At 69.7% G+C, this 23,972-nt stretch carries 17 protein-coding genes; 6 read left to right on the top strand and 11 right to left on the bottom strand.

Going from position 1 to position 23,972, the window contains the following annotated elements; translation table 11 throughout:
- Window positions 1-31: 31 nt before the first annotated feature.
- Together B5557_RS15600 and B5557_RS15595 are read right to left on the bottom strand one after the other, a co-directional pair.
- A complete protein-coding gene (locus B5557_RS15600; RefSeq protein WP_079659920.1) occupies window positions 32-865 on the bottom strand; it encodes a hypothetical protein in 834 nt (277 codons plus the stop codon).
- A gap of 20 nt (window positions 866-885) precedes the next feature.
- Window positions 886-1,176 carry a hypothetical protein gene (locus B5557_RS15595; protein WP_079659919.1) on the bottom strand — a complete coding sequence of 97 codons (291 nt, stop codon included), beginning with the start codon at window positions 1,174-1,176 and terminating at the stop codon, window positions 886-888.
- Between the two features lie 284 nt (window positions 1,177-1,460).
- Here B5557_RS15595 and B5557_RS15590 point away from each other — a divergent pair, with 284 nt between their 5' ends.
- The 3 genes from B5557_RS15590 (at window position 1,461) to B5557_RS15580 (ending at window position 7,059) form a co-directional block, all read left to right on the top strand.
- On the top strand, window positions 1,461-3,743 hold the full coding sequence (locus B5557_RS15590) for an ABC transporter family substrate-binding protein (RefSeq protein WP_079664800.1): 2,283 nt from the start codon (window positions 1,461-1,463) through the stop codon (window positions 3,741-3,743).
- A 162-nt stretch (window positions 3,744-3,905) separates the two neighbouring features.
- On the top strand, window positions 3,906-5,813 hold the full coding sequence (gene typA / locus B5557_RS15585; RefSeq protein WP_079659917.1) for a translational GTPase TypA: 1,908 nt from the start codon (window positions 3,906-3,908) through the stop codon (window positions 5,811-5,813).
- A 172-nt stretch (window positions 5,814-5,985) separates the two neighbouring features.
- A complete protein-coding gene (locus tag B5557_RS15580) occupies window positions 5,986-7,059 on the top strand; it encodes an ABC transporter ATP-binding protein (protein ID WP_079664799.1) in 1,074 nt (357 codons plus the stop codon).
- Between the two features lie 16 nt (window positions 7,060-7,075).
- Here B5557_RS15580 and B5557_RS15575 read toward each other — a convergent pair whose 3' ends face one another.
- Window positions 7,076-7,861, bottom strand: a complete 786-nt coding sequence (locus B5557_RS15575; protein ID WP_079664798.1) for a class I SAM-dependent methyltransferase — start codon at window positions 7,859-7,861, stop codon at window positions 7,076-7,078.
- Between the two features lie 123 nt (window positions 7,862-7,984).
- Between B5557_RS15575 and B5557_RS15570 the strand changes: the two genes are divergently transcribed.
- Together B5557_RS15570 and B5557_RS15565 are read left to right on the top strand one after the other, a co-directional pair.
- Window positions 7,985-8,491 carry a DinB family protein gene (locus tag B5557_RS15570; protein ID WP_079664797.1) on the top strand — a complete coding sequence of 169 codons (507 nt, stop codon included), beginning with the start codon at window positions 7,985-7,987 and terminating at the stop codon, window positions 8,489-8,491.
- Between the two features lie 324 nt (window positions 8,492-8,815).
- Complete coding sequence (locus B5557_RS15565; RefSeq protein ID WP_079659915.1) at window positions 8,816-12,232, top strand: AfsR/SARP family transcriptional regulator; 3,417 nt, start codon at window positions 8,816-8,818, stop codon at window positions 12,230-12,232.
- A gap of 19 nt (window positions 12,233-12,251) precedes the next feature.
- Here B5557_RS15565 and B5557_RS15560 read toward each other — a convergent pair whose 3' ends face one another.
- The 8 genes from B5557_RS15560 to B5557_RS15525 all read right to left on the bottom strand — a co-directional run bounded on the left by B5557_RS15560 (window position 12,252) and on the right by B5557_RS15525 (window position 21,722).
- A complete protein-coding gene (locus B5557_RS15560; RefSeq protein WP_079659914.1) occupies window positions 12,252-13,040 on the bottom strand; it encodes an AfsR/SARP family transcriptional regulator in 789 nt (262 codons plus the stop codon).
- A gap of 114 nt (window positions 13,041-13,154) precedes the next feature.
- A complete protein-coding gene (locus tag B5557_RS15555; protein ID WP_079659912.1) occupies window positions 13,155-13,730 on the bottom strand; it encodes a Uma2 family endonuclease in 576 nt (191 codons plus the stop codon).
- Window positions 13,731-13,827: 97 nt separating this feature from the next.
- Window positions 13,828-15,474: an IS1182 family transposase gene (locus tag B5557_RS15550; protein WP_079664796.1), complete on the bottom strand. Its 1,647-nt coding sequence runs from the start codon at window positions 15,472-15,474 to the stop codon at window positions 13,828-13,830.
- A gap of 134 nt (window positions 15,475-15,608) precedes the next feature.
- Window positions 15,609-16,664 carry an ABC transporter ATP-binding protein gene (locus tag B5557_RS15545; RefSeq protein WP_079659911.1) on the bottom strand — a complete coding sequence of 352 codons (1,056 nt, stop codon included), beginning with the start codon at window positions 16,662-16,664 and terminating at the stop codon, window positions 15,609-15,611.
- Window positions 16,665-16,690: 26 nt separating this feature from the next.
- The gene (locus B5557_RS15540) at window positions 16,691-17,728 is read right to left on the bottom strand and encodes an ABC transporter ATP-binding protein (protein WP_079659909.1); all 1,038 of its coding nucleotides are present in this window, start codon (window positions 17,726-17,728) and stop codon (window positions 16,691-16,693) included.
- 50 nt (window positions 17,729-17,778) lie between these two features.
- On the bottom strand, window positions 17,779-18,759 hold the full coding sequence (locus B5557_RS15535) for an ABC transporter permease (RefSeq protein ID WP_079659908.1): 981 nt from the start codon (window positions 18,757-18,759) through the stop codon (window positions 17,779-17,781).
- 125 nt (window positions 18,760-18,884) lie between these two features.
- The gene (locus B5557_RS15530; RefSeq protein ID WP_079659907.1) at window positions 18,885-20,651 is read right to left on the bottom strand and encodes an ABC transporter substrate-binding protein; all 1,767 of its coding nucleotides are present in this window, start codon (window positions 20,649-20,651) and stop codon (window positions 18,885-18,887) included.
- An 81-nt stretch (window positions 20,652-20,732) separates the two neighbouring features.
- Window positions 20,733-21,722, bottom strand: coding sequence for an ABC transporter permease (locus B5557_RS15525; RefSeq protein WP_079659906.1), 990 nt, complete (start codon window positions 21,720-21,722; stop codon window positions 20,733-20,735).
- Between the two features lie 611 nt (window positions 21,723-22,333).
- On the opposite strand from B5557_RS15525, the gene B5557_RS15520 reads away from it, so the two are divergent.
- Complete coding sequence (locus B5557_RS15520; protein WP_079659905.1) at window positions 22,334-23,968, top strand: peptide ABC transporter substrate-binding protein; 1,635 nt, start codon at window positions 22,334-22,336, stop codon at window positions 23,966-23,968.
- Window positions 23,969-23,972 lie beyond the last annotated feature (4 nt).

Genomic DNA, 23,972 nt, shown 5'->3' with positions numbered 1-23,972 from the left:
AGCAGGCCCCACTCATCAGGTTCGGCAGCATCTAGAAAAACCTCGGATCGTCGAAGACACCGGACGCGACGAGATACACGTAGAAGTCGGCGAGCGCCACGCTCACCAGCGACGCCCAGGCCAGCAGCATGTGGCGGGCGTTGAGTCTGCCGACGAACTGCCACGCCCGGTAGCGCACGGGATGCCTGGAGAAGTGCTTCAGCTTGCCGCCGACGATGTGCCGGCAGGAGTGGCAGGACAGCGTGTACGCCCAGATCAGCGTGATGTTGAGCAGGAAGACCAGGGTGCCCAGGCCCATGTGGCCCCACGCGTAGTGCTCGTTGCGGAAGGAGAGCACGGTGTCGTACGTCAGGATCCCGGCCACGACGATCGCCGCGTAGAAGAAGTACCGGTGGATGTTCTGCAGGATCAGCGGGAAGCGGGTCTCACCGGTGTACTTCTTGTGCGGCTCGGCCACCGCGCAGGCCGGCGGAGACGCCCAGAAGCCCCGGTAGTAGGCCTTGCGGTAGTAGTAGCAGGTCAGCCGGAAGCCGAGCGGGAAGATCAGGATGATGATCGCGGGGGAGACGCCCCACCAGCCGCCGAAGACGTCCGCGTTGGGGCCCGCGTGCATGGGCCGGCAGTTCTCCGCCAGGCACGGGGAGTAGAACGGCGAGACGTACGGTGCCGCGTAGTAGTCCGCGTTCGCGAAGGCCCGCCAGGTGGAGTAGGCGATGAACGCCAGCAGACCGGCGGCGGTGGCGGCGGGGGCCAGCCACCAGCGGTCGGTCCGCAGATGGGGCGCGGCGATCGCGGCGCGGCCGGCGCCGCGTACGCCGCTCGGGGGATGGGGGTCGGTGGGTGGAGGTTCCGTACCAGTGGCCAACTCAGGACTCTCCGGTCGGGTCAGGGTGCGTGTCGGTCCCGGGCGCCGAGTCCCTCGTCGTCGGTGTCGATCCACAGGGAGTCGTCGTACGGGGTGTCGGGGATGGTGACGAGCTCGGGCCTGCGCGCCGCGGCCGGCTGGGCGGCCGCCTCGCGCAGCAGCGCGAGACTCTCCCGCAGATGGTCGGCGTCGGTGCGCACGCGGCGCATCTCCAGACCACCGCTGCCCAGCTGCTGCTCCAGGCGGCCGACGGACCGGGAGAGGTCGTCGAGACAGCGCTGGACCGATGTCAGGTCGTCGTGCACGGACATGACGTACCTCGCTTCCGTGGGCCGCAGCCCTGGACGGCAACGTTCATGCGCCTGCGAGTGTTGCGCGTCACACCGGTCGATGTGAAGGCGTGTGCAGCGATTGGCGGATGCGGAAGGGGTGCGTTGCTCCGCACGAGTGGCCTTGGGGCGCCCCGCCGCCGTGTCGCTTCCGGCAGGCGAACCCTTTCCTCTTCAGTGAGCCGTAGATCTGATCAACTCCAAAATACCGCCAAATGTGAACAGAACGCACCGGCAGCGGCTCCCCGGAGGTACCAGAGATGTCGATGTCCCACGACGGCGTCGGCCCGCGCGCGGTTCGGCGCTCGGTCGTCTTCCTCACCGCGGGTGCGCTCGCGGTGCCCCTGCTGGCCGGCTGCGGCTCCGCCGACGAGGCCGGCAAGCCCCTGGCCCGCCAGGACATCGCCCCGGCCGCCCGCGCCCGGGTCGCCGAGGGCGGCACGCTGCGCTGGGCGGTGGACACGGTGCCGGAGACCCTCAACGCCTTCCAGTCGGACGCCGACGCCACGACCACCCGGGTCGCCCAGGCCGTGCTGCCCGCGATGTACCGGCTGGACGTGAACGGACGGCCGCGGCGCGACGCCGACTACCTGGAGTCCGCGAAGGTCGTCGACACCGAGCCCAAGCAGGTCGTGCTGTACCGGCTGAACCAGCAGGCCGTCTGGAGCGACGGCCGGGAGATCGGCGCCGCCGACTTCGCCGCCCAGTGGCGCGCTCTGTCCGGCAAGGACAGCGCCTACTGGACCGCCCGCAACGCCGGCTACGACCGCATCGAGAAGATCGAGCGCGGCGCCAACGACCTGGAGGTCCGGGTCACCTTCAAGCGGCGCTACGCCGACTGGCGGTCGCTGTTCTCGCCGCTGTACCCGAAGGACGTCATGGGCACGCCCGACGCCTTCAACGACGGGGCGCGCGGCAAGCTGAAGGTGACCGCGGGGCCGTTCCTCGTGAACAAGATCGACCGCAAGGCCGAGCAGGTGCGTCTCACCCGCAACCCGCGCTGGTGGGGGCACCCGGCCAAGCTTTCCGAGATCGTGCTGACGGCCGTCCCCAGGAACGAGCGGGCGTCCGAGCTGGCCGCCGGGAAGCTCGATCTGGCCGAGATCGACGCGGCAGGCGCGCAGCGCGTCGAGGGCGCCGCGAACGGCACGGCCGGACCGCTCGCCGGTCCCGGCGGCGGGCGCACCGCCGCGAAGGCGCTGCGCTCCTGGGCCCTCGCCCACGGCTCCGACAAGGAGCGGGCCGAGACCGAGGCCGGCGCCCGCACCAAGCTGACCAGGGCGATCGCGCAGTGGGAGCAGCAGCAGAAGGCGCTGCGCGACTTCGAGGTGCGCCGATCGCTGGAGCCGGCGTACACGCAGTTGGCGCTGAACGGCGCGGACGGGCCGCTGGCGGACGAGCGGGTGCGGCGGGCCGTCGCCCGCGCGCTGAACCGCAAGGAACTGGCCAAACTCGTACTGAAGCCGCTGGGCCTGCCCGCGGAGCCAGTCGGCAGCCACCTGGCCCTGGCCGGGCAGGAGGCGTACGCCGACAACAGCGGGGCGCTGGGCGGGCAGGACACCTCCGAGGCGCAGGCGCTGCTCGCGGACGCCGGCTGGGTGCTCGGCGGCCCGGTCAAGGAGCAGCCGAAGGGCGAGAAGGCGGCCGGCGCGAAGGCGGCAAGCGAGAAGGGCGAGAAGGCGGCAAGCGAGAAGGCGGCCGGGGCGAAGAAGAAGGCCGACGGCGACTCCCCGGGCGGCGACGACGGCACGTACATCGTCGGCGAGGACGACAAGCCGCCGGCCGAGACGGGCCGCGAGGAGAAGCGACACGCCCTCAAGGATGAGGACGACGGGCGGCAGCTCGCCCAGGACGGCAAGCAGTACAAGCAGCTGCACCAGGGCGCGGTCCCCGGCGCGTACGCCCCGAAGGGCACCCCGGCCCCGAAGGGCACCCCGGCGCCGAAGGGCACCGCCGCGCCGGCCGCGGCCGCGGGCAAGGCGCTGGCCAAGAACGGCAAGGCCCTCAGCCTGCGGTTCGTGCTGCCGTCCGGGCCAGGATCGGAATCGCTGGCGACGGTCGCCGAGCGGATCACGAGGATGCTGGGGAAGGTCGGCATCCAGACCGAGATCGTCAAGGTCTCGGACGAGAGCTACTTCAAGGACCACATCGCTTCCGGCCAGTACGACCTCGCCCTGTACTCCTGGCCCGCGTCCGCCTTCCCCGCCACCGACGCCCGGCCGATCTACGCCAAGCCGGTGCCGGCCGCCGACGGCTCGCTGAGCGTGGAGCAGAACTACACGCGGGTCGGCACCGACCAGGTCGATCAGTTGTTCGACCAGGCTCTCGCGACCCTGGACGCGGACGAGGAGCGGTCCCTGATCCGCAAGGCCGACTCCCGTATCTGGGCCGCTGCCGGATCGATTCCGCTCTATCAGCGCCCCCAGCTCACGGTCGCCCGGAAGAACGTGGTCAACGCGGGCGCCTTCGGTTTCCAGACCCCCGTCTACGAGGACATGGGCTTCCTGAAGAAGGGTGCGAAGGCCTCCGCGAGCCTCTCGAAGAAGTGAGCGCGAGGTGATCGTCGAATGAACCGTGTGGCCCTGCGGAAGCCCTTCCCCGCCGGGCCACGTACCATGGGGTGAGGCCGTGGCGTGTCAAGCCCGGCAGGGCCCGCGTAACACAGACGTACGCAGCAGGGTCGCCCTCACACCCCGGGAGAACGCCGCTTTATGGCCACGCGCCACGACATTCGCAACGTAGCCATCGTCGCCCACGTCGACCACGGCAAGACGACTCTGGTCGATGCCATGCTCAAGCAGGCCGGCGCCTTCGCCGCGCACGCCGCCGAGTCGCTCGACGACCGCATGATGGACTCGAACGACCTGGAGCGTGAGAAGGGCATCACGATCCTCGCCAAGAACACGGCGGTGAAGTACCACCCCAAGGACGGGGGGGACGTCGTCACGATCAACATCATCGACACCCCCGGTCACGCCGACTTCGGCGGTGAGGTCGAGCGTGGTCTGTCGATGGTCGACGCCGTCGTGCTGCTCGTGGACGCCTCCGAGGGCCCCCTGCCGCAGACCCGCTTCGTGCTGCGCAAGGCGCTGCAGGCCCGCCTGCCCGTCATCCTGTGCATCAACAAGACGGACCGTCCCGACTCGCGCATCGACGAGGTCGTCAACGAGGCCTACGACCTCTTCCTCGACCTCGACGCCGACGAGGACCAGATCGAGTTCCCGATCGTCTACGCGTGTGCGCGCGACGGCGTCGCCTCCCTGACCAAGCCGGAGAACGGCACGGTCCCCAAGGACAGCGACAACCTGGAGCCCTTCTTCTCCACGATCCTGTCGCACGTCCCGGCCCCCGAGTACGACGAGGAGGCTCCGCTCCAGGCGCACGTCACCAACCTGGACGCCGACAACTTCCTCGGCCGTATCGCGCTGCTGCGCGTCGAGCAGGGCGAGCTGCGCAAGGGCCAGTCCGTCACCTGGATCAAGCGTGACGGCACGATGTCCAACGTGCGCATCACCGAGCTGCTGATGACCGAGGCGCTCACCCGCAAGCCCGCCGAGAAGGCCGGCCCGGGTGACATCTGCGCCGTCGCCGGCATCGCGGACATCATGATCGGCGAGACCCTCGCCGACCCCGAGAACCCGATCGCGCTGCCGCTCATCACGGTCGACGAGCCGGCGATCTCCATGACCATCGGCACCAACACCTCGCCGCTGGTCGGCCGTGGCGGCACCGGTAAGGGCGCCGACAACAAGGCCGCGGTCAAGGACCGCAAGGTCACCGCCCGCCAGGTCAAGGACCGCCTCGACCGCGAGCTGGTCGGTAACGTCAGCCTCCGCGTCCTGGACACCGAGCGCCCCGACGCCTGGGAGGTGCAGGGCCGCGGTGAGCTGGCGCTGGCCATCCTGGTCGAGCAGATGCGCCGCGAAGGCTTCGAGCTGACCATCGGCAAGCCGCAGGTCGTCACCAAGGACGTCGACGGCAAGGTCTACGAGCCCGTCGAGCGCATGACGATCGACGTGCCCGAGGAGCACATGGGCGCCGTCACGCAGCTCATGGGCGTCCGCAAGGGCCGGATGGACAACATGTCCAACCACGGCTCGGGCTGGGTCCGCATGGAGTTCGTCGTCCCCTCCCGCGGTCTCATCGGCTTCCGTACCGAGTTCCTGACCGGTACGCGCGGCACGGGCATCGCCCACTCCATCCACGAGGGCCACGAGCCGTGGTTCGGCACGCTGACGACCCGTAACAACGGCTCGCTCGTCGCCGACCGCGCCGGCGCCGTCACCGCGTTCGCGATGACGAACCTCCAGGAGCGCGGCGTGCTGTTCACCGACCCCGGCACCGAGGTGTACGAGGGCATGATCGTCGGCGAGAACTCGCGCTCCGACGACATGGACGTGAACATCACCAAGGAGAAGAAGCTCACGAACATGCGGTCCTCCTCGGCCGACTCGTTCGAGGCGATCGTCCCGCCGCGCAAGCTGTCGCTGGAGCAGTCGCTGGAGTTCTGCCGTGACGACGAGTGCGTCGAGGTGACCCCGGAGGCGGTCCGCATCCGCAAGGTCGTCCTCGACCAGCGCGACCGCGCCCGCACCGCGAGCCGCGCCAAGCACGGCTGATCCAGGCAGGCAGGCGGGCGCAGTCCGCGGCCGCCGCCACACGCGAAAAGCCCGGGTGTCCCCTCGTGGGGGCACCCGGGCTTTTCGCGAACGTCCTCATCGACTCGCGCGTACGGCTGTGCTAGGCCTTTCCCGGGACCGTCGTCAGGGGGTTGGCGTGAGCATCGTGACCATGGAGTACGGGGAGGACGAGGAGTCCGGAAACTCCCGGGAGCCCCTCCCGGCCGGGGCGGGCGCGTTCCTCTCGGTGCGGGACCTGGCCGTCAGCTTCAGCACGGAGGACGGTGTCGTCCGGGCCGTCGACGGGCTCTCCTTCGACCTCGAACGCGGACGCACCCTCGGCATCGTCGGCGAGTCGGGATCAGGGAAGTCCGTCACCAACCTGACCATCCTCGGACTGCACAACCCGATGTTCACCGCCGTCGAGGGCGAAATCCTGCTGGAGGGGCAGGAGTTGACCACGGCCCGGGAATCGGAGCTGGAGCGGCTGCGCGGCGACAAGGTCGCGATGATCTTCCAGGACCCGCTCACCGCGCTCTCCCCGTACTCCACCGTGGGCCGGCAGATCGCCGAGCCGTACCGCAAGCACCGGGGCGCCTCCAGGAAGGCCGCCTGGGAACGCGCGGTGGAGATGCTCGGCAAGGTCGGCATCCCCCACCCCCGTGAGCGGGCGAAGGACTACCCCCACCAGTTCTCCGGCGGGATGCGCCAGCGCGCGATGATCGCGATGGCGCTGATCTGCGACCCCGACCTGCTGATCGCCGACGAACCGACCACGGCCCTCGACGTGACCGTCCAGGCGCAGATCCTCGACCTGCTCAAGGAACTCCAGGAGGAGTTCGGCACCGCGATCATCTTCATCACGCACGACCTCGGCGTCATCGCCGACGTGGCCGACGACATCATGGTGATGTACGCGGGCAGCGCGGTGGAACGCGGGACGACCGAGCAGGTGTTGCGCTCGCCACAACACCCGTACACCTGGGGCCTGTTGAACTCCATGCCCCGGCTGGGCGCGGACCCGGACGCCCCGCTCGCCCCCATCCCCGGCGCCCCGCCCTCGCTGCTCGCCCCGCCGCCCGGCTGCCGCTTCCACCCCCGCTGCGCCTTCCGGGACCGGGTGGGCGCAGGCCGCTGCGTCACCGAGCGACCCCTCCTGGCCCCGGACCGCGCCTCGGCCTGCCATCTGACGGCGGAACAGAAGCGGACCATCTTCGTCGACGAGATCAAACCCCGGTTGGGCTAGGCAACTTCGTCCGTCCTCAAGCGTCGGACGGGCCGGGGCGCGCAGGCGTCGCCACGGTGATGATCTCCGGGCTGGTCGGGGTCAACGGGCCCCGGTCCCAGTCCCCGTACTGCTCCACCACCCGCAGCCCCGCCTCCGTCAGGAAGCCGGCCAGGGCCTCGGCGGTGAGGAAGCGGAGCGTGCTGCGGCTGACGCGGCGGCCCAAGGAACCGGGGGAGCCTGGCGAGCCGGGGGAGTCGGGGGAGTCGAAGGTCGTCGTGAACGTCACCCGGTCGCCGGACGGTTCGTCCTCGACCTCGTGCCAGACCCGTACGACACGGCCGTCGGCGTCGGTGACCTCGCGCACCCGGTCCGGGGTCCAGGTCTCCCAGTCCCGCGCCGCCGGGTTGCGGGTCTCGAACACAAACCGTCCGCCGGTGCCGAGGGCGGACCGTACGGCCCCCAGCGCGGTGCGCAGTTCGTCGTCGCCCAGGAACACCTGGAAGGCGTGGCCCTTCATCACGACGAGGTCGAACTCGCCGTTCCACCGGTGGGTGCGGAGGTCGCCCAGCAGCCACTGGACGCCGGGCGCCTGTCGCCGGGCCTGGACGAGCATCGCGGCCGCCGGGTCGAGGCCGGTGAGGCGACCCGGGTGGCCGTCCGCCACGGCCCGCGCGAGGACCCGGCCCGTGCCGCAGCCGACGTCGAGCACGGCGTCGGCGGAGGTCACCAGGCCCAGGTAGAAGTCGTCGTCCGGGCCCCATGGATTGATGCTGTCGTACAGTGCGGCGAGTGCGAGATCCGCGAACGAATGATCGACCACCGCGGCAGTCTGCCACACCCGCGTACGACACAGGACAAGATCCATCGCGCCGTCACTCGCGCCGCCATTCGCCCTCGACGATCGCCTCGACAAGCGGACAGACGGTCGGACATGCTCTGCGCGATGACGAGAACAGACGACATGCCCACCGCGTGGGACGAACGCACCCAGCTCACCACCATCCTCGACTACGCCCGCGACACCGTCCGCGCCAAGTGCGAGGACCTCTCCGACCCGGACGCCCGCACGGCGCTCCTGCCCGGCTCGCCGCTGATGACCCCGAGCGGCCTGGTCAACCATCTGCGCTGGGTCGAGTACTACTGGTTCCAGGTCGTGTTCCTCGAAGAGGAGGACGAGGGACCGTGGACCGACGAGGACCCCGACCGCGAGATGCGTGTCGCCGTCGACTTCCCACTCGCCCAACTCCTCGACGAGTACGCCGAACAGGCCGAGCGGTACCGCGAACTGGTCGCCGGTCACGACCTCGACACCAAGGCCAAGCGGGCGTCCCGCGACGGCCGCCATGTCGACCTGCGCTGGATCCTCCTGCACCTGATCGAGGAGACGGCCCGGCACAACGGCCACCTCGACATCCTGCGCGAGATGATCGACGGCAGGACCGGCGTCTAGACACGCCCCAGGCGAGTCCGGGCAGGTCCCGGGCACGTCCCGGGCACGTCCCGGGCACGTCCCGGGCTGCGAAAGCCCGGTGAAAGAGGGATGAAAGACCGCTGAAAGAGAGCGGAAAGGCGGCTCGCGGAGACTGATGTCGCGGGGCGGGCGGCCGACGGGGGACACGCGGCGTCCGCCCCGCTTCGCCTCGTACCGGTGCCGCCCTTCACCGCACCTCGACCGGGCCCGGTGGTGGCCGGATCCCGCCCACCGAAGGTCCGTCCGTTCCCGTTGGCGAAGGTCGGCGTTGCCCGGCCGTCGCCCCTGGACTACGTTCTGTGAATGCTCTCCCCACGGCCCCGGTTCCGCCTGCTCGGACCCCTGGACGTCGAGATCGACGGACGGGCCGTCGTGCTCACCGGCCGGCAACGTGCGCTGTGCGCGGTGCTCCTGCTGCACGCCAACCACGTCGTCTCCGTCGACCGGCTGATTCAGTGTCTGTGGGACGACCGTCCGCCCGGCGCCGGCGCGGCCCGCGTACGGGCCCTCGTGGCGGAGGTGCGGCGTGCCCTCGGTCCGGCGGGGACGCAGCTGCTGACCACGAGGCGGCCCGGGTACGTCATGCATGCGGGACCGGACGAGCTCGACCTGCTGGCCTTCGAGAACCTCATCAGGGACGGCTCGCGGGCCGCGGCCGACGGCGAGTGGCGAACGGCCCGGCGCTGCGGCGAACAGGCCCTCGCGCTGTGGCGGGACGAGCCGCTGGCCGACCTGTCGGAGGTCGCGGTGCGCGAGGCCGAGCGGCAACGCCTCGGCGAACTGCACCTCGTGGCCCGCGAGGGCATGGCCGAGGCGGAGATCGAGACCGGCCGGCACCGGGAGGCCATCGCCGAACTCCTCCGGCTGACCGCCGCCCACCCGCTGCGCGAACGCCCGCACGGGCTGCTGATGCGCGCCCTGCACCTGGACGGCCGCAGCGCCGAGGCCCTGGAGCTGTTCACGGCGTTGCGTCGGCGCATGGTCGACGAACTGGGCATGGAGCCCTCGGCCGACCTCAGGGACCTGCAACAGCGCCTGCTGCGCGGCGGCAGCGTCTCGGGCGGCGGCGGTACCGCCCGCAGCGGTGTCTCCGCAAGCCGTGTCTCCGGCAGGGGTGTCGCCGGGGGTGGCGTCGTCGGCCGGGGCGGCTCAGGCGCCGCCGCGGCGGCGCAGCAGGCCGCGGTCGGGGCCGAGCGGCCGGTGCCGCGGCAACTCCCGCCCACGCCCCGTCGTTTCGTCGGCCGCGAGCGGGAGCTCGACCGTCTCGACTCCTGTCTGCGCACCGCCGAACCGCTGGCCCTGCTCGTGGGACCGGCGGGCGTCGGCAAGAGCGCCCTCGCGCTGAACTGGGCCCACCGGGTCGCCGACCGCTTCCCCGACGGCCAGCTCTTCCTCGACATGCGGGGCTTCGACAACGCCGAGCCGATGACCCCCGAGGAGGCCCTGCCGCTGCTGCTGCAGGGTCTGGGCTGCGCCCCGCGTGACATTCCGCTGGGCGCCGAGGCGCAGACCGCGCTGTACCGGACGCTGCTGGCGGAGCGCCGGGTGCTGGTCGTCCTGGACGACGTGGCCGACGCGTCGTACGTACGGCAGTTGCTGCCCGCCTCGGCGGGCTCGCTGACGCTGGTGACGAGCCGTGACAAGCTCAGCGGCCTGGTCACCCTGGACGGCGCCTACCGGGTCTCCTGCGACGTCCTCGACAGCGCCGCCGCACTGGAGCTGATCAGCGGCGCGGTCGGCGCAGAGGCCGTGGCAGCCGACCCGGAGGCCGCGGCCCGGCTGGTCGAACTCTGCGACCGGCTGCCCCTCGCCCTGTGCGTCGCCGGCTCCTGGATCGGCGACCGGCCAGGCAGTATCCGCGCTTACGTCCGCGACCTCGCCGACCGGGGGCGGCTGGCCCGGCTGCATGTCGAGGGCGAGGAGTCCGTCGCCGTACGGGCCGCGCTCGACCTGTCGTACGGGGCGCTGCCGGACGAGGCCCGCCGGGCCTTCCGCTGTCTGGGCGCGCTGCCCGGCACGGGCCGGTCGGTCGCGGCGGCCGCCGCCGGCGCCGGGCTCGACGAGCGGCGGATGGCCGACCTGCTGCGGCTGGCCCAGCGCGTGCACCTGCTGCGCGACGTCGAGCTCGGCCGCCCGGCCTGGCACGACCTCGTGCACGAGTACGCCCGCGACCGCACGGCCGCCGAGGACGCCCCCGAGGAGCAGGCCGCCTCCGTCACGCGCGTCCTCGACCACTACCTCCAGAGCGTCGTCAACGCCGCCGCCACGGCCGGCCTGTACGTCATGCGCACCCGGCCGGGCGCCGTCGAGGGCTCCCTGCCACGGGAGTTCGCGACCACCGAGGAGGCGTACGCCTGGTTCGACGGCGAGTGGGACGACATCGCGGCCGCGATCGGGCACGCCGCCGAGCACGGCCCCGCGCCCTACGTGTGGTGGCTGGTGGACGCCCTCCAGGACCTGTTCCACCACCGTCGTCCGCTGTCCGACTGGATGCGGCTGGCCACCCTCGCCCGGGAGGTGGCCCAGCGCGGCGGGGACGAGGTCGGCCAGGCCGCCATGTGCCTGTCCCTGGGCAGCGCCCGCTGGCGCAACGGCGACCTGCGGGGCGCCCTGGCGGAGTACGAGGAGGCGGAGGTGCTGGCGCGCCGGGCCGGGTGGGCGTACGGCGAGGCCGGCAGCCTCCAGGGCAAGGGCGTCACCCTCAAGCTGCTGGGCGAACTGCGCCGCGCGCTGCCCTGCTACGACCGTGCCCTCGCGCTCTACCGCACCCTGGGCAACGTCAGGAACGAAGAGATCATGCTGATCAACACGGCGTCCCTGAACCTCGCCCTGGGCCGCCTGGACGCGGCCGAGGAGGCGGCGTGCGGGGCCCTCGACCTGATCGGCGAGACGGCCCACCACAACCGCGCGATGGCCCTCGTCAACCTTGCCCTGGTCCTGCAGAAGCAGGCCCGGTTCGACGAGGCGACGGCGGCGCTGCGCACCTGCTTCCTCGTCTCCCGCGACTCCGGCTCCACCTACACCGAGGCGGTCGCCCTGGAGGCGCTCGGCCGGGTCCGCGCCGACGCCGGCCAGGACGACCGCGCGCTGCTCGCCTTCGAGGACGCCCTCGCCGTCTCCCGCCGGGTGGAGAACCGCAACTGCCAGGTCGACAGCCTGGTCGGGATCGCCTCCGTGAAACTGCGGGCGGGCCAGGCCGACGAGACGGCCGAACACCTCGACGCCGCGTTCGAGATCGCCGAGCGCACCGGCCACCGCGCGGGCCTCGTAGAGGTGCTGCTGGCCCGCGCCGACCTGGCGCGCGCCCAGGGCCGCCCCGCCGAGGCCCTGGACTGCCTTGAGCGCGCCGAGGGCCTCGCCACCGACGGAAACCCCCTCACCCTCCCGCGCGTCCACCTGACGGCCGCCCTGACCCTCCTGGACACCGGCGCCCCGGCCGACGCCCGCACCGCCGCGACCCGCGCGGTCGACCTGGCCCGCACCTCCGGCCAGCGCCTCCTGCACGCCCGCGCCACCGATGCCCTGGCCACCGCCCACGCCGCGACCGGCGCCCCGGGCCCGGCGCACGAGGCCCGCACGGCGGCACGCACTCTGTACGACACGCTGGACACCCGACCCCCGTCCGGGGCCCCCGCCCCGCACCGGCACCGGCACCGTGACCTCCCCCCGGACGCGGAGTCCCGGCTGACCCTGTACCTGACCGAGCACTTCGACGGCTGACACCTGCTCCTCGCCGCCGTCAGCGGGCGGACGTCGCGTACGCGCTGCCGAGCCGCAGCCGGGGGTCGCGGGCGAGGATGCGTTCCTGCAGCGACCGCAGGTCCGGGCCCGGCTCGCACCCGAGCAGGTCGACCATCCGCAGGCGCAGCACCTGGAAGGAGTCCAGCGCGTCCGCCTGACGGCCACCCCGGTGCAGGGCGAGCATCAGCAGGCCCGCGACCTTCTCGTCGAAGGGGTGCATCTCGGCCAGCCACTGCAACTGCGGCAGGCACTCGTCGTGCCGCCCCGCCCGCAGGGACAGCTCCGTGCTGCCGACCAGCGCCTCCCGGTGCTCGCGCCGCAGCGCGACCCGCGCCGACTCCGCCCAGGCCGTGCGCACGTCCGACAGCGGCTCGCCCCGCCACAGCTCCAGGGCCCGCGCGTAGAGGCCGAGAGCGGTGTCGGTGTCCCCGGTGCGGGCGGTCTGCTGTGCCTGCCGGACCAGGCCGCGGAACCGCGCGGTGTCGACCCGCTCCTCGTCGATCGCGAGGACGTACCCGCCCCGCTTGCGGGCCAGTTCGAATCCTTCGTCCCGCTGCCCGTCGGCCCGCAGCGCCTTGCGCAGCCGCGTGGCCTGGATGTACAGCGCGTCCCGCGGATGCTGGGGCCGGCGCTCCTGCCAGACCCGCTCGATCAGCGTCTCGTCGGCCACGAAGGCCCCGGGGGTCCACGCCAGCGCCGCCAGCAGCAGTTTGGTGCCGTGCGGCAGCGGCATCTTGTCACCGGACCACGCCCGCGCCTCGACACACCCCAGCAGCTGGATTTCCATGACAAACCCCCGTACCCCGTACCTCGAACCACTCGAGTCACCACTGTGCGCGCGTCGTGTTCGGGTGGCGCATGGTTCGTGCACGGCTGGAAGGGACAGGCGGTCTCTCGTACCTCAGCGCCGGGTCTTCCCGTAACGGAGGAAGGCTTCGGTCTCCAGCGTCCACGGCCCGAAGGGCACCTTGTCTCCGAAGATGTACGGGTCCTGGTGCTGGTAGCGGTCCTTGCAGGGATCGGAGTGCACCTCGATGGTGCCGGTGCGGGGATCGACGATCAGATAGTGGGCGATGCCCATGGCGGGGTATTCGGTGAGCTTGTCGCCGTAGTCGTCGTCGGGATTGGACGGGGAGACGATCTCGACGACCGCCAGCACCTGCGTCGCGTCGACCGCGAGGCCTTCTTCGTCGAGCACGGCCTCGGGGATCACGACGGCGTCCGGACGCCGCATCCGGCCGATCGCGGGGTGCTCGATCTCGGGGCCGTTCGCACAGATGTAGCCGGGGTGGGTGATGAGGAGCTGTTTGTCCAATTGCTTGCAGATACGGCGGATCGTGCCCTGGTGCCGCTTCGAAGGGCTCGTCATGGCGAGGAACGGCCCGGAAGGCCCGATCTCGACGTTCCATGACCCTTCCAGATGCTCCGCATACGCCGTGAGCTCCTCGGCGATCGTCCGCATCTTCGCGTGGTCCATGGCGCGAGGGTAGCCAGCGGGCAGGTCCGGAGCCACGCCGAACGGCGGAGGCCCGCGCCGGGGTGGGACGCTGTTGGTTAATTCCGCCCCGCTGGACTCATCCAGCGGGGCGGAGTGCTGCGAAGGGCGAAACGCGGGTCTTGGCGAGTGGTCTGCCGGTGAGCCAGGCATCGATGCGGGCGAAGTTGACGGCGGCGCCGGTGAAGTGGTGCTGCAACCGGGTTTTGGCGAGGCCGCGGTAGCGGGATCTGCGCAGGCCGAACGCCTGGACGCCCTGTGAGATGGTGCCCTCGACGCCGGCGCGGTGTCCGTAGCGTCGGCGCCAGTGGTCGGTGTCCTGCTCGATTCGGGCCTGCTGAAGGATGTCGTGCTCGGTCTTCGGTCTCAGGGTCAGGTTGCGGCCGGTCCTGGAGCTGGTGCACGAGGTCCGCAGCTCACAGGGGTCGCAGTGCCGGGCGGCGAACCGGACCCGGGTGGCCGGGGCGTCGAACTGGCTCCGGGCTTCCCGCCAGACGACGCTGGTCTGTCCGCCGGGGCAGATGGCCTGGCGCTGGTCCCAGTCGATGGTGAAGCGGGTGTTGTCGAAGATTTCTCCGCTCGCCTGTCCCTTCACGGTGGTGGACTTGACCGGGCCGACCAGCTCGATGTCGTGATCGCGGCGGGCGTGGTGGATCTGTTCGGCGTCGATGTATCCGGCGTCCACCAGGTGCTCGTCCGGCAGCAGACCCCGTTCGGCCAGGGCGGTGTGGATGTCCTCCAGGACGAGGACGTCGTTGACCGGCGCTGGCGTGGTGCGAATGTGGGTGATCAGATGCGGGGCGTCGGGCTCGCAGGTCTCGCTGAGGTGGACTTTGTAACCGGACCAGCCCAGGTCCCGTTTCGAGCCAGTGCGGGCCTCGGGCTCGTAGGGGGTCCGTAAGCGGATCAGACCGGGTGGGAGGTCCTTCGTCCCGCGCCAGCGCACGGTGCCCTCGACGTGGTGGAACTGCTGCACCCAGGTCTGCCGCAGGAACTCCACTGCGGGCAGGCTGCGCAACGAGGGCGGTGACGCAGCCGACCAGACGGCCTTCAGCAGCGTCATGCCGTCAATCCCGCACTGGTCGCCGTGCTCGACGCGCGCGGCCCACCGGGACGGGAAACGGCTGTCCTCCGGCCGGGCCGAGTAGCGGTCGAACCACTCCGGCGGCGACACCGTCACCAGCCAGTCCCCGGTCTCCTCCGCCACCTGGTTCAATGCCGCCCGCAGTGTCTCGACCACGAACTCCAGCCGGTTCAGGTCTCTCGTCGCGGCCAGCACGTGGGTAGCATCCGTGCGCTGCCGCTTGCCCGCCTTGACCAGCCCTGCCTCGCCAGCCGCCCGGAGTACCGCGTCGAACACCATCTGGCCGGCCTCGCCGTCGACCAGCCGGGCACGGAACTCGCTGAGCACCGAGAAGTCGAATCCGGTGTCGGCCAACTCCAGTGAAAGGGCGTACTTCCAGTCCAGGCGCGAGCGGACCGCGTGCGCGGCCTGGCGGTCGGTCAGCCCCTCGGCGAACTGCAACACCGAAACCAGCGCGAGCCGGGCCGGAGACACCACCGGCCGCCCCCTGACCGGGAAAAGTTCCTCGAAATCGGCATCCGAGAACACCGGCCCGAGCACATCCCGCACCCGCATCACCAGGCAGCCCTTAGGGAAGACCGCACGTGCCAGCCGAGCGGTCTCCTCCGGGATCTCCCCCAGATCCACCCCACGCAACGACACCGAACCCACCCCTCAACACGACGACGGCCCGCACAACCCCAACGCGGTCATACAGGCCGTCGTCACGCCCGCACCCGATTTACCAACAGCGTCCGGGGTGGGCGCGGGCCTTCGGCCGTCGGCAAGGGGGTGGGTCAGGCCGCCGTCTCGGGGTCCTTGGTGAGGCGGGGGGCCGGCACCTCGGCCGGCGGGGCGTCCGCCGTCTCGGGGTAGTGGCAGGCCGTCAGGTGGCCGGACTTGTTGCCCTCGACCTGCACCAGCGGCGGGGCCTCGCTCGCGCACTTGTCCGTCGCCTTCCAGCAGCGGGTGCGGAAGCGGCAGCCGGAGGGCGGGTTGATGGGCGAGGGCACGTCGCCGACGAGGCGGATGCGCTCACGCGGGGTCTCCTCCACCGTGGCCTCGGGCACGGCGGACAGCAGCGCCCGGGTGTAGGGGTGGCGCGGGTTGCCGTACAGCTCGTCGCGGTCGGCGATCTCGACGATCTTGCCGAGGTACATGACCGCGACCCGCTGCGAGAAGTGCCGTACGACGGCCAGGTCGTGGGCGATGAAGACGAACGCGATGCCCAGGTCCCGCTGCACCTTCTGGAGCAGGTTGACGACCTGCGCCTGGATGGACACGTCGAGCGCGGAGACCGGCTCGTCGGCCACGATCAGCTTGGGTTCGAGGGCCAGCGCCCGGGCGACGCCGATGCGCTGCCGCTGGCCGCCGGAGAACTCGTGCGGGAAGCGGTTGTAGTGCTCGGGGTTGAGACCCACGATCTCCAGCAGCTCGCGCACGCGCGCCTCGCGGCCGCCCGCCGGGTTGATGCCGTTGATCTCCATCGGGCCGGAGACGATCTTGCCGACCGTCTGGCGCGGGTTCAGCGAGGCGTACGGGTCCTGGAAGATCATCTGGATCTCGGACCGGATCGGCGCGAGCGCCTTGCGGCCCGCGTGGGTGATGTCCTGGCCGCGGTAGGAGATCGTGCCGCCGGTCGGCTCCAGCAGCCGGGTGATCAGCCGGCCCGTCGTCGACTTGCCGCAGCCGGACTCGCCGACCAGACCCAGGCTCTCGCCCTCGGCGACCTGGAAGTCCAGCCCGTCGACGGCCTGCACCGCGCCGACCGTACGCCGGATCGGGAAGCCGCCCTTGATGGGGAAGTGCTTGGTGAGCCCGGAGACGTCCAGGAGGGGGGTGGTGTTGCTCATGGTGATGAAATCCCGTCTCTTGTACGTCAGTTCGCCGCGCTGCCGGCGAGGTCGGAGAAGTACTCGGCACGCTGGTCGGCGGTGAGGTGGCAGGCGGAACCCCGGCCGTCGGTGATCTGCAGCAGCGGCTGCTCCGTGACGCACCGGCCCCCGTCGACCTTGTCGGCGAACGCGCACCGCGGGTGGAAGCGGCAGCCCGTGGGCGGGTTCAGCAGCGAGGGCGGCGAGCCGGGGATCGGGTTCAGCGGCACGTCGACCGGGTGGTCCAGGCTCGGCATCGAGCTGAGCAGACCCCAGGTGTACGGGTGCTGCGGGTCGCGCAGCACCTCCTGCTTGGTGCCGCGCTCCACGCACCGGCCGCCGTACATCACCAGCACCTCGTCGGCGATGTCCGCGATGACGCCCAGGTCGTGCGTGATGAAGATGATCGCGGTGCCGAACTCCCGCTGGAGGTCCTTGAGCAGGTCCATGATCTGCGCCTGGACCGTCACGTCGAGCGCCGTGGTCGGCTCGTCGGCGATCAGCAGCTCGGGGTCGCAGACCAGCGCCATCGCGATCATCGCGCGCTGGCGCATACCGCCGGAGAACTGGTGCGGGTAGTCGTCCACCCGGGTCTCCGGCTGCGGGATCCCGACCCGCCGCAGCATCTCGATCGAACGCGCCCGGGCCTCCTGCTTGGAGCAGCCCGTGTGCTTGCGGTACGTCTCGCCGATCTGCCTGCCGATGGTGTGGTACGGCGACAGCGAGGCCAGCGCGTCCTGGAAGATCATCGACATCTTGTTGCCGCGCAGCTTCTCCAGGGTCTTCTCCGCGGCGCCGTTCAGCTCCTCGCCGTCGAGGACGATGGAGCCCTCGACTTGGGTGCTGTCCGGGTTGTGCAGGCCCAGGATGGTCAGGTTGGTGACCGACTTGCCGGACCCCGACTCCCCCACGATGCCCAGCGTCTTGCCGCGAACGAGGTCGAAAGAGAGGCCGTCGACGGCCTTGACGGTGCCGTCCTCGGTCGAGAAGTGCACCTTCAGGTCCTTGACGGACAGGAAGGGCTGCTGATCGGTGCTCGTCACGGGGACGCTCCAGAGGGGGGTGATGCGGGGGTAGCCGGCGGGCGAGTGGGTCAGGCGAGGCGGATGCGCGGGTCGATCAGGGCGTACACGGCGTCGACCACGATGTTGGCGATGACCACGAAGGACGCGGTGATGATCATGACGCCGAGCAGCATGGGCAGGTCGCTCGTCTGCACGGACTTCACGGACAGCATGCCGATGCCCTGGAGGCTGAAGGTCTTCTCGGTGATCATCGCGCCGCCGAGGAGGACGCCCATGTCGATGCCGAAGATGGTGACGATCGGCCCCATCGCGCCGCGCCAGGCGAAGCGGAAGAAGACGTTGCGCCGGGACATGCCCTTGGCCCGGGCGGTGCGGACGTAGTCCTCGCTGAGCGTCTCGACCAGCTGGGAGCGTGTCATACGGGTGTAGTTGGCGGTCCAGATGAGCGCCAGGACCAGCCAGGGCAGCATCAGTCCGGTGAACCAACTGGCCGGGTTGTCGGTGAAGTTCGTGTAGGCCGGCTGGTCGAGGATGTGCCACTGGTACACGAAGAAGTACAGACCGAGCGTGCCCACGAAGTAGATCTGCATCGACGAGGCGATCAGCGAGGCGCTGGAGGCGATCTTGTCGGTGGGGCGGCCCTGCTTCACCGCGGCGAGCATGCCCATGCCGACGCCGAAGATCAGGAAGACCACGGAGGAGCCGACGGCCAGCGAGAAGGTCGTCGGGAAGCGGTCGGCCACGGTGGACAGGACGGGCTCGCGGTTGACGAACGAGTAGCCCAGGCACGGCGCGTCGCAGTGGCCGAAGCCCGGGTAGTCGCGGCCCAGGAAGATGCCCGTGAGCCAGTGCCAGTACTGCACCGGCAGCGAGTCCGTGATCCCCATGTTGTGGCGGATCAGCTCAAGCGTCTCCTTGGTGCAGAGCTTGCCGCAGGCCAGCCGGGCCGGGTCGCGCGGCACCGCGTAGAAGAGCATGAACGTGACCGCGCTGATGATCAACAGCGTGATCACGGCGCCGAGGACTCGGCGGACGAGGAAGCGAAGCATGGGGAGTGGCTTTCCTGGGAGGGCCGTCGTGCGGATCGGGCCGGGCCGGGGTGACCGGGAGGCCCGGAGGACGAGAGCCGAGGGTGGGGGCGGCCGTCCGGCCGCCCCCACCGCTCAGGGATGGATCAGGACTTGACGTACAGCTTGTAGAGCATGCAGCCGTCGAAGTTCGGGTCCATCTTCACGTTGCCGAGCTTGGAGCCGTGCAGGTAGATGCGCTTCATGTACACATCGGGGATGAAGGAGGCGGTCTCCGTGACCTGCTTGTCCAGGGCGCCCCACATCTTGTTGGCCTTCGTCTGGTCGGGCTCGGCGGTGGCGGCCTTGATGGCGGCGTCCACGGCCGGGTCCTTGAGGTGCGAGTAGTTCTGGCCGCCGTCGGCGATGACCTTGCTGTCGAACAGCGGCTGGAAGACCGAGAAACCGGTCGGCCAGTCGGAGCCCCAGCCACCCCAGTAGATGTCGAACGGGTTGGCGATCTTGCCGGTCTCGTCGTACCAGGTGGTGGAGTCGACCGGCTTGGTGACGACCTCGAAGCCGGCCTTCTTCAGGGCCTGCTCGACGACGACCTTGACCTTGGCGTTGACCGGGTCGTTCTGGTACGCGTAGACGACCTTGGCGCCGGTCTTGCCGGCCTCTTCCAGGATCTTCTTCGCGGCGGCCGGGTCGCCCGCCGGGTTCTTCAGCTTGCCCCAGACGTCCTGCGACTCGTAGCCGGCGACGAGCGGGCTCATGATGCCGGTCGCGTAGTCACCGCGGTGGGTGCCGCCCTGCAGCTGACGGATGGCGGCCGTCGGCCAGGCCCTGATGATCGCCTCGCGGACCTTCTTGTCCGTGACGCGGGTGGTGTTGATCCAGTAGACGCTGACGCCGTTGCCCAGGCCCTCGAAGACGCGGTCCTTGGCCTGCGTGGTCGCCTTGGCGACGCGCTCGGTCGGGATGGTGCGCCACGAGACGGCGTACTGGTCGGGGCCGGAGTCGGCGAGCAGACGGTCGATCGCGGTCAGCTGCTCGATGCCGAAGGTGAAGTCGAACTCGTCCGGGTAGGCGTTGCGGATCGGGTCCGTCGCCGGGTCCCAGTGCTCGTTGCGGACCAGGACCATCGACTTGTCGGTGACGTGCGACTTGATCTTGTAGGGGCCGTTCGAGACCGGCTTCTTGTCGTAGTTCTGCTGGGTGTCCTTCTTCACCGGGGTGGGCGCGTAGGAGTGCATCGCGACGACGTAGTTGAAGTCCGGACGCGCCTCGGAGAGGTGGAACGTGATGGTCTTGCCGCTGGTCTCGATGGACTTCAGGTGCTTGCCGGTGAAGGGGCCGGGGTAGGACTTGCGGAAGTCCGGGGTGCCCGTCAGCCACTGCTGGACGTACACAGCGCCCTCGGTGATGAAGCTGGCGAAGGCACGCTCGAAGCCATGGCGGACGTCATCGATGGTGACGTCGGAGCCGTCCTCCCACTTGACGCCGTCCTTCAGGGTGAAGGACCAGGTCTTGCCACCGTCCTTCATGGTGCCCACGTCGGTGGCGAGGTCGCCGACCAGGGTCATGGAGCCGTCGTCGCCGATCTTGTAGCCGGTCAGCGTGCGGGAGATGACGATCGCGGCCAGCGAGTTCCAGGCGTAGTAGATGCGCTGGGGGTCGAGGTGCGAGAAGTCGTCGTCGTTGAGGAGGGAGACCTTGCCGCCCTTCTTCGCGCCGGAGACCTCAGGGGCCGGGCCCTTGGAGTCCTCCGCCGTGCCGATCTTGACCACCGTGGCCTTGGCTGTGGCGGCTTCCTGCTTGCCCGTGGAGCCGGTGTTGCTGCTGGAGTCGCCGCTGCTGCACGCGGTCAGCACGGAGCTCGACGCGGCGGCAACGCCAGTGGCTATCAGGAAGTTTCTGCGCGAAAAGGACATCGCATCCTGCCTAGTGAAGTGAGTTGATGAGAGAGGATCCGGCACCCGGCGCCTTTGCCGTGGTCCTGAAAAGAGCCGGAGTCAGCGCTTGGTCTTCGGGTCGAGCGCGTCGCGTACCGAGTCGCCGAGCAGGTTGAACGCCAGTACGAAGATCACCATCGTCACGCCCGGGAAGAGCAGGAAGGTGATGTCGTCCTGGTAGAACGTGGCGGCGTATCCGATCATGACGCCCCAGTCGGGCGTCGGGTCCTGCAGACCGACGCCGAGGAAGGCGAGGCCCGCTTCCGTGGTGACCATCAGCGGCAGGTTGAGGGTCGCCTGGATCAGGATCGGAGTCCACAGGTTCGGCAGCAGCTCCTTGAAGATGATGCGTGCCGGAGATGCGCCCGTGACCTTGGCGGCTTCGACGAACTCGCGCTCGCGCAGGGCCAGTACCTGACCGCGCAGCAGACGTGCGATGGAGGCCCAGCCGAAGACGGTGAGCAGGCCGATGAGGCAGGCGACCGTGAGCCAGACCGGGGTGTTCTCCTCGGGGGACACGAAGAGCGCGATCACGACCGGGGTGAAGGCCACGAAGAAGAGCTGGGACGGGAAGGCCAGCAGGATGTCGATGACCCGGCCGAGGAACCAGTCCGTCTTGCCGCCGACGTAGCCCGCGGTCACGCCGATGACCACGCCGAGGATCACGACGAGGATCGTGATGGCGGTGGCGATGAGCAGCGAGTTGCGGATCGCGTAGAGCAGGAACGTGAACACGTCGCGGCCGAGCTGTGGGTCGATGCCGAACCAGAACTCGCCGCTCATGCCGCCGTTGGCCCCGGTGGGGAAGCCGTTGTCGCCGAGCAGGCCCGGGGTGTCGATCCCGTACGTCGTGTACGGGTCCTTGCCGTAGACCTTGGCGATGAGCGGCGCGGCCAGCGCGACCACGAAGAAGGCGATCACGACGAACGCGGATATGACGCCCGTACGGTCTCGCTTGAAACGGCGCCAGGCGAGTTGCCCGGGAGACCGGCTCTCGTTGGCCTTCGGAGCGTCAGAAGTGGTCGACTTCTCGACGCTCTCGTCGGTCACCTCAAGCGGGGCAGCCGCTGATGGAGTTGGGGGGGTCATGGTGCTCCTGGCCCAAGGGAGGGTCTGATGACTCCGCAGGGCACTCCCCTACGGGCTACGCGGGACTTTTTCAACGTAATTCATTCAAGGTCAATAAATTCTGGTCTGCCTTGGTCTTCTATTTACTTTCTTTGCCTGGACTTGACCGTACCGTAGCTACGCGTGTAGCGCGCCGTAATCGTCCCGTGTCCAGATTCGGGCTAACTGCGCGAATCGGGCAACGAGTTCGATATCCGGTCGCCTGGGTGTCGGAATGCGTACATCTCGGGGTCACAATCCAACGGTTCGGCATCGGATGGCGGCGATCCGTTGTGCACCGTGCCGGAGATCCATTGTGACCTGCGCAGTAGATCCTTTTCGACCCCCCAGCAGGAACCTGCTGTCTGTCGTCGCCACTCTTGCGCCATCCCCCGAATAGCCCCCTGTCTACCGTCCGTTGGGCGCGGTCCGTGTGCGTTGTGGGCCTTTTGAGTTGATATTGACCGTTAACGGATCAGGTGGATCGGGCAGATCGGCGCTCAGGTGCTGACGGCACAGCGCTCAGGTAAAAGCGCGGCAATGAGGAGGCATCCATGCGTGGAGCCACGCACGCCAGGTGGGCCGCCTGTGCGGCGGCGGCAGCGCTCGCGGCCACCGCCTGCGGAGGCGGCGGGAGCGGCAGCGGGGGCGGCGATGGCGGCGCGGTGCTCAGCTCCTCCTGGGGAGACCCGCAGAACCCCCTGGAACCCGCCAACACCAACGAGGTGCAGGGCGGCAAGGTCCTCGACATGATCTTCCGCAACCTGAAGCGGTACAACCCGCAGACCGGCAAGGCCGAGGACATGCTCGCCGAGAAGATCGACACCACGGACTCCCAGAACTTCACGATCACCGTCAAGGACGGCTGGACGTTCAGCAATGGCGAAAAACTGACGTCCAGATCGTTCGTCGACGCCTGGAACTACGGCGCGAGCCTGAAGAACAACCAGAAGAACGCGTACTTCTTCCAGTACATCGACGGCTACACCAGGACCCACCCGGCCGGCGGCGGCAAGCAGACCGCCGAGACCCTCGCCGGGCTCAAGGTCGTCGACCCCAGGACGTTCACCGTCCGGCTCACGCAGAAGTTCTCCACCTTCCCCGACACCCTGGGCTACGCCGCCTACGCCCCCCTGCCCCAGGCCTTCTTCACCGACCACGCCGGCTGGCTGAAGAAACCGATCGGAAACGGCCCGTACACGATCGACTCCTATACCAAGGGCTCCCAGATGGCCCTGAAGAAGTGGGACGCCTACCCCGGCGACGACAAGGCGCAGAACGACGGAGTGACCCTGAAGGTCTACACCGACAACAACACCGCCTACACCGACCTGATGGCCGGCAACCTCGACCTGGTCGACGACGTGCCCGCGGCCCAGCTCAAGAACGTCAAGAACGACCTCGGCGACCGCTACCTCAACACCCCCGCCGGCATCATCCAGACCCTGGCCTTCCCCTACTACGACAAGGCCTGGAACAAGAGCGGCTCCGACAAGGTCCGTACCGGCCTCTCCCGCGCGATCGACCGCGAGCAGATCACCGAGACGATCTTCCAGAAGACCCGGACCCCTGCCACCGACTGGACCTCCCCGGTGCTCGGCAAGGACGGCGGCTTCAAGGAAGGCCTGTGCGGGGACGCCTGCGACTACGACCCCGCCGCCGCGAAGAAGCTCATCCAGGAGGGCGGCGGCCTCCCCGGCGGCCAGGTCAAAATCACATACAACGCGGACACCGGCTCCCACAGACAGTGGGTCGACGCGGTCTGCAACTCCATCAACAACGCCCTCGGCAACGACAAGGCCTGCGTCGGCAACCCGGTCGGCACCTTCGCCGACTTCCGCAACCAGATCGGCGACCACAAGATGAGCGGCCCGTTCCGCGCGGGCTGGCAGATGGACTACCCCCTCATCCAGAACTTCCTCCAGCCGCTCTACTACACCAACGCCTCCTCCAACGACGGCAAGTGGTCCGACAAGGACTTCGACACCCTCGTGAACCAGGCCAACGCCGAGACCGACACGGCGAAGGCGGTGCAGACCTTCCAGAAGGCCGAGGAGGTCGTCCGCGACAACATGGCCGCCATCCCGCTCTGGTACCAGAACGGCAGCGCAGGCTACTCGCAGCGGCTCTCGAACGTGAAGCTCAACCCGTTCTCCGTCCCGGTCTACAACGAGATCAAGGTCAGCTGACCGC

Source organism: Streptomyces sp. 3214.6 (assembly GCF_900129855.1).
GTDB classification, from domain to species: domain Bacteria; phylum Actinomycetota; class Actinomycetes; order Streptomycetales; family Streptomycetaceae; genus Streptomyces; species Streptomyces soliscabiei.
Note: the sequence above shows the minus strand (reverse complement) of the source record. Positions and strands in the feature narration are given on the sequence as shown.

Coding starts and splice junctions, on each gene's coding strand:
- B5557_RS15545 (WP_079659911.1), bottom strand. CDS start 16,664: ATGAGCAACACCACCCCCCTCCTGGACGTCTCCGGGCTCACCAAGCAC.
- B5557_RS15580 (WP_079664799.1), top strand. CDS start 5,986: ATGGAGTACGGGGAGGACGAGGAGTCCGGAAACTCCCGGGAGCCCCTC.
- B5557_RS15530 (WP_079659907.1), bottom strand. CDS start 20,651: ATGTCCTTTTCGCGCAGAAACTTCCTGATAGCCACTGGCGTTGCCGCC.
- B5557_RS15590 (WP_079664800.1), top strand. CDS start 1,461: ATGTCCCACGACGGCGTCGGCCCGCGCGCGGTTCGGCGCTCGGTCGTC.
- B5557_RS15555 (WP_079659912.1), bottom strand. CDS start 13,730: ATGGACCACGCGAAGATGCGGACGATCGCCGAGGAGCTCACGGCGTAT.
- B5557_RS15535 (WP_079659908.1), bottom strand. CDS start 18,759: ATGCTTCGCTTCCTCGTCCGCCGAGTCCTCGGCGCCGTGATCACGCTG.
- B5557_RS15560 (WP_079659914.1), bottom strand. CDS start 13,040: ATGGAAATCCAGCTGCTGGGGTGTGTCGAGGCGCGGGCGTGGTCCGGT.
- B5557_RS15565 (WP_079659915.1), top strand. CDS start 8,816: ATGCTCTCCCCACGGCCCCGGTTCCGCCTGCTCGGACCCCTGGACGTC.
- typA (WP_079659917.1), top strand. CDS start 3,906: ATGGCCACGCGCCACGACATTCGCAACGTAGCCATCGTCGCCCACGTC.
- B5557_RS15595 (WP_079659919.1), bottom strand. CDS start 1,176: ATGTCCGTGCACGACGACCTGACATCGGTCCAGCGCTGTCTCGACGAC.
- B5557_RS15520 (WP_079659905.1), top strand. CDS start 22,334: ATGCGTGGAGCCACGCACGCCAGGTGGGCCGCCTGTGCGGCGGCGGCA.
- B5557_RS15570 (WP_079664797.1), top strand. CDS start 7,985: ATGACGAGAACAGACGACATGCCCACCGCGTGGGACGAACGCACCCAG.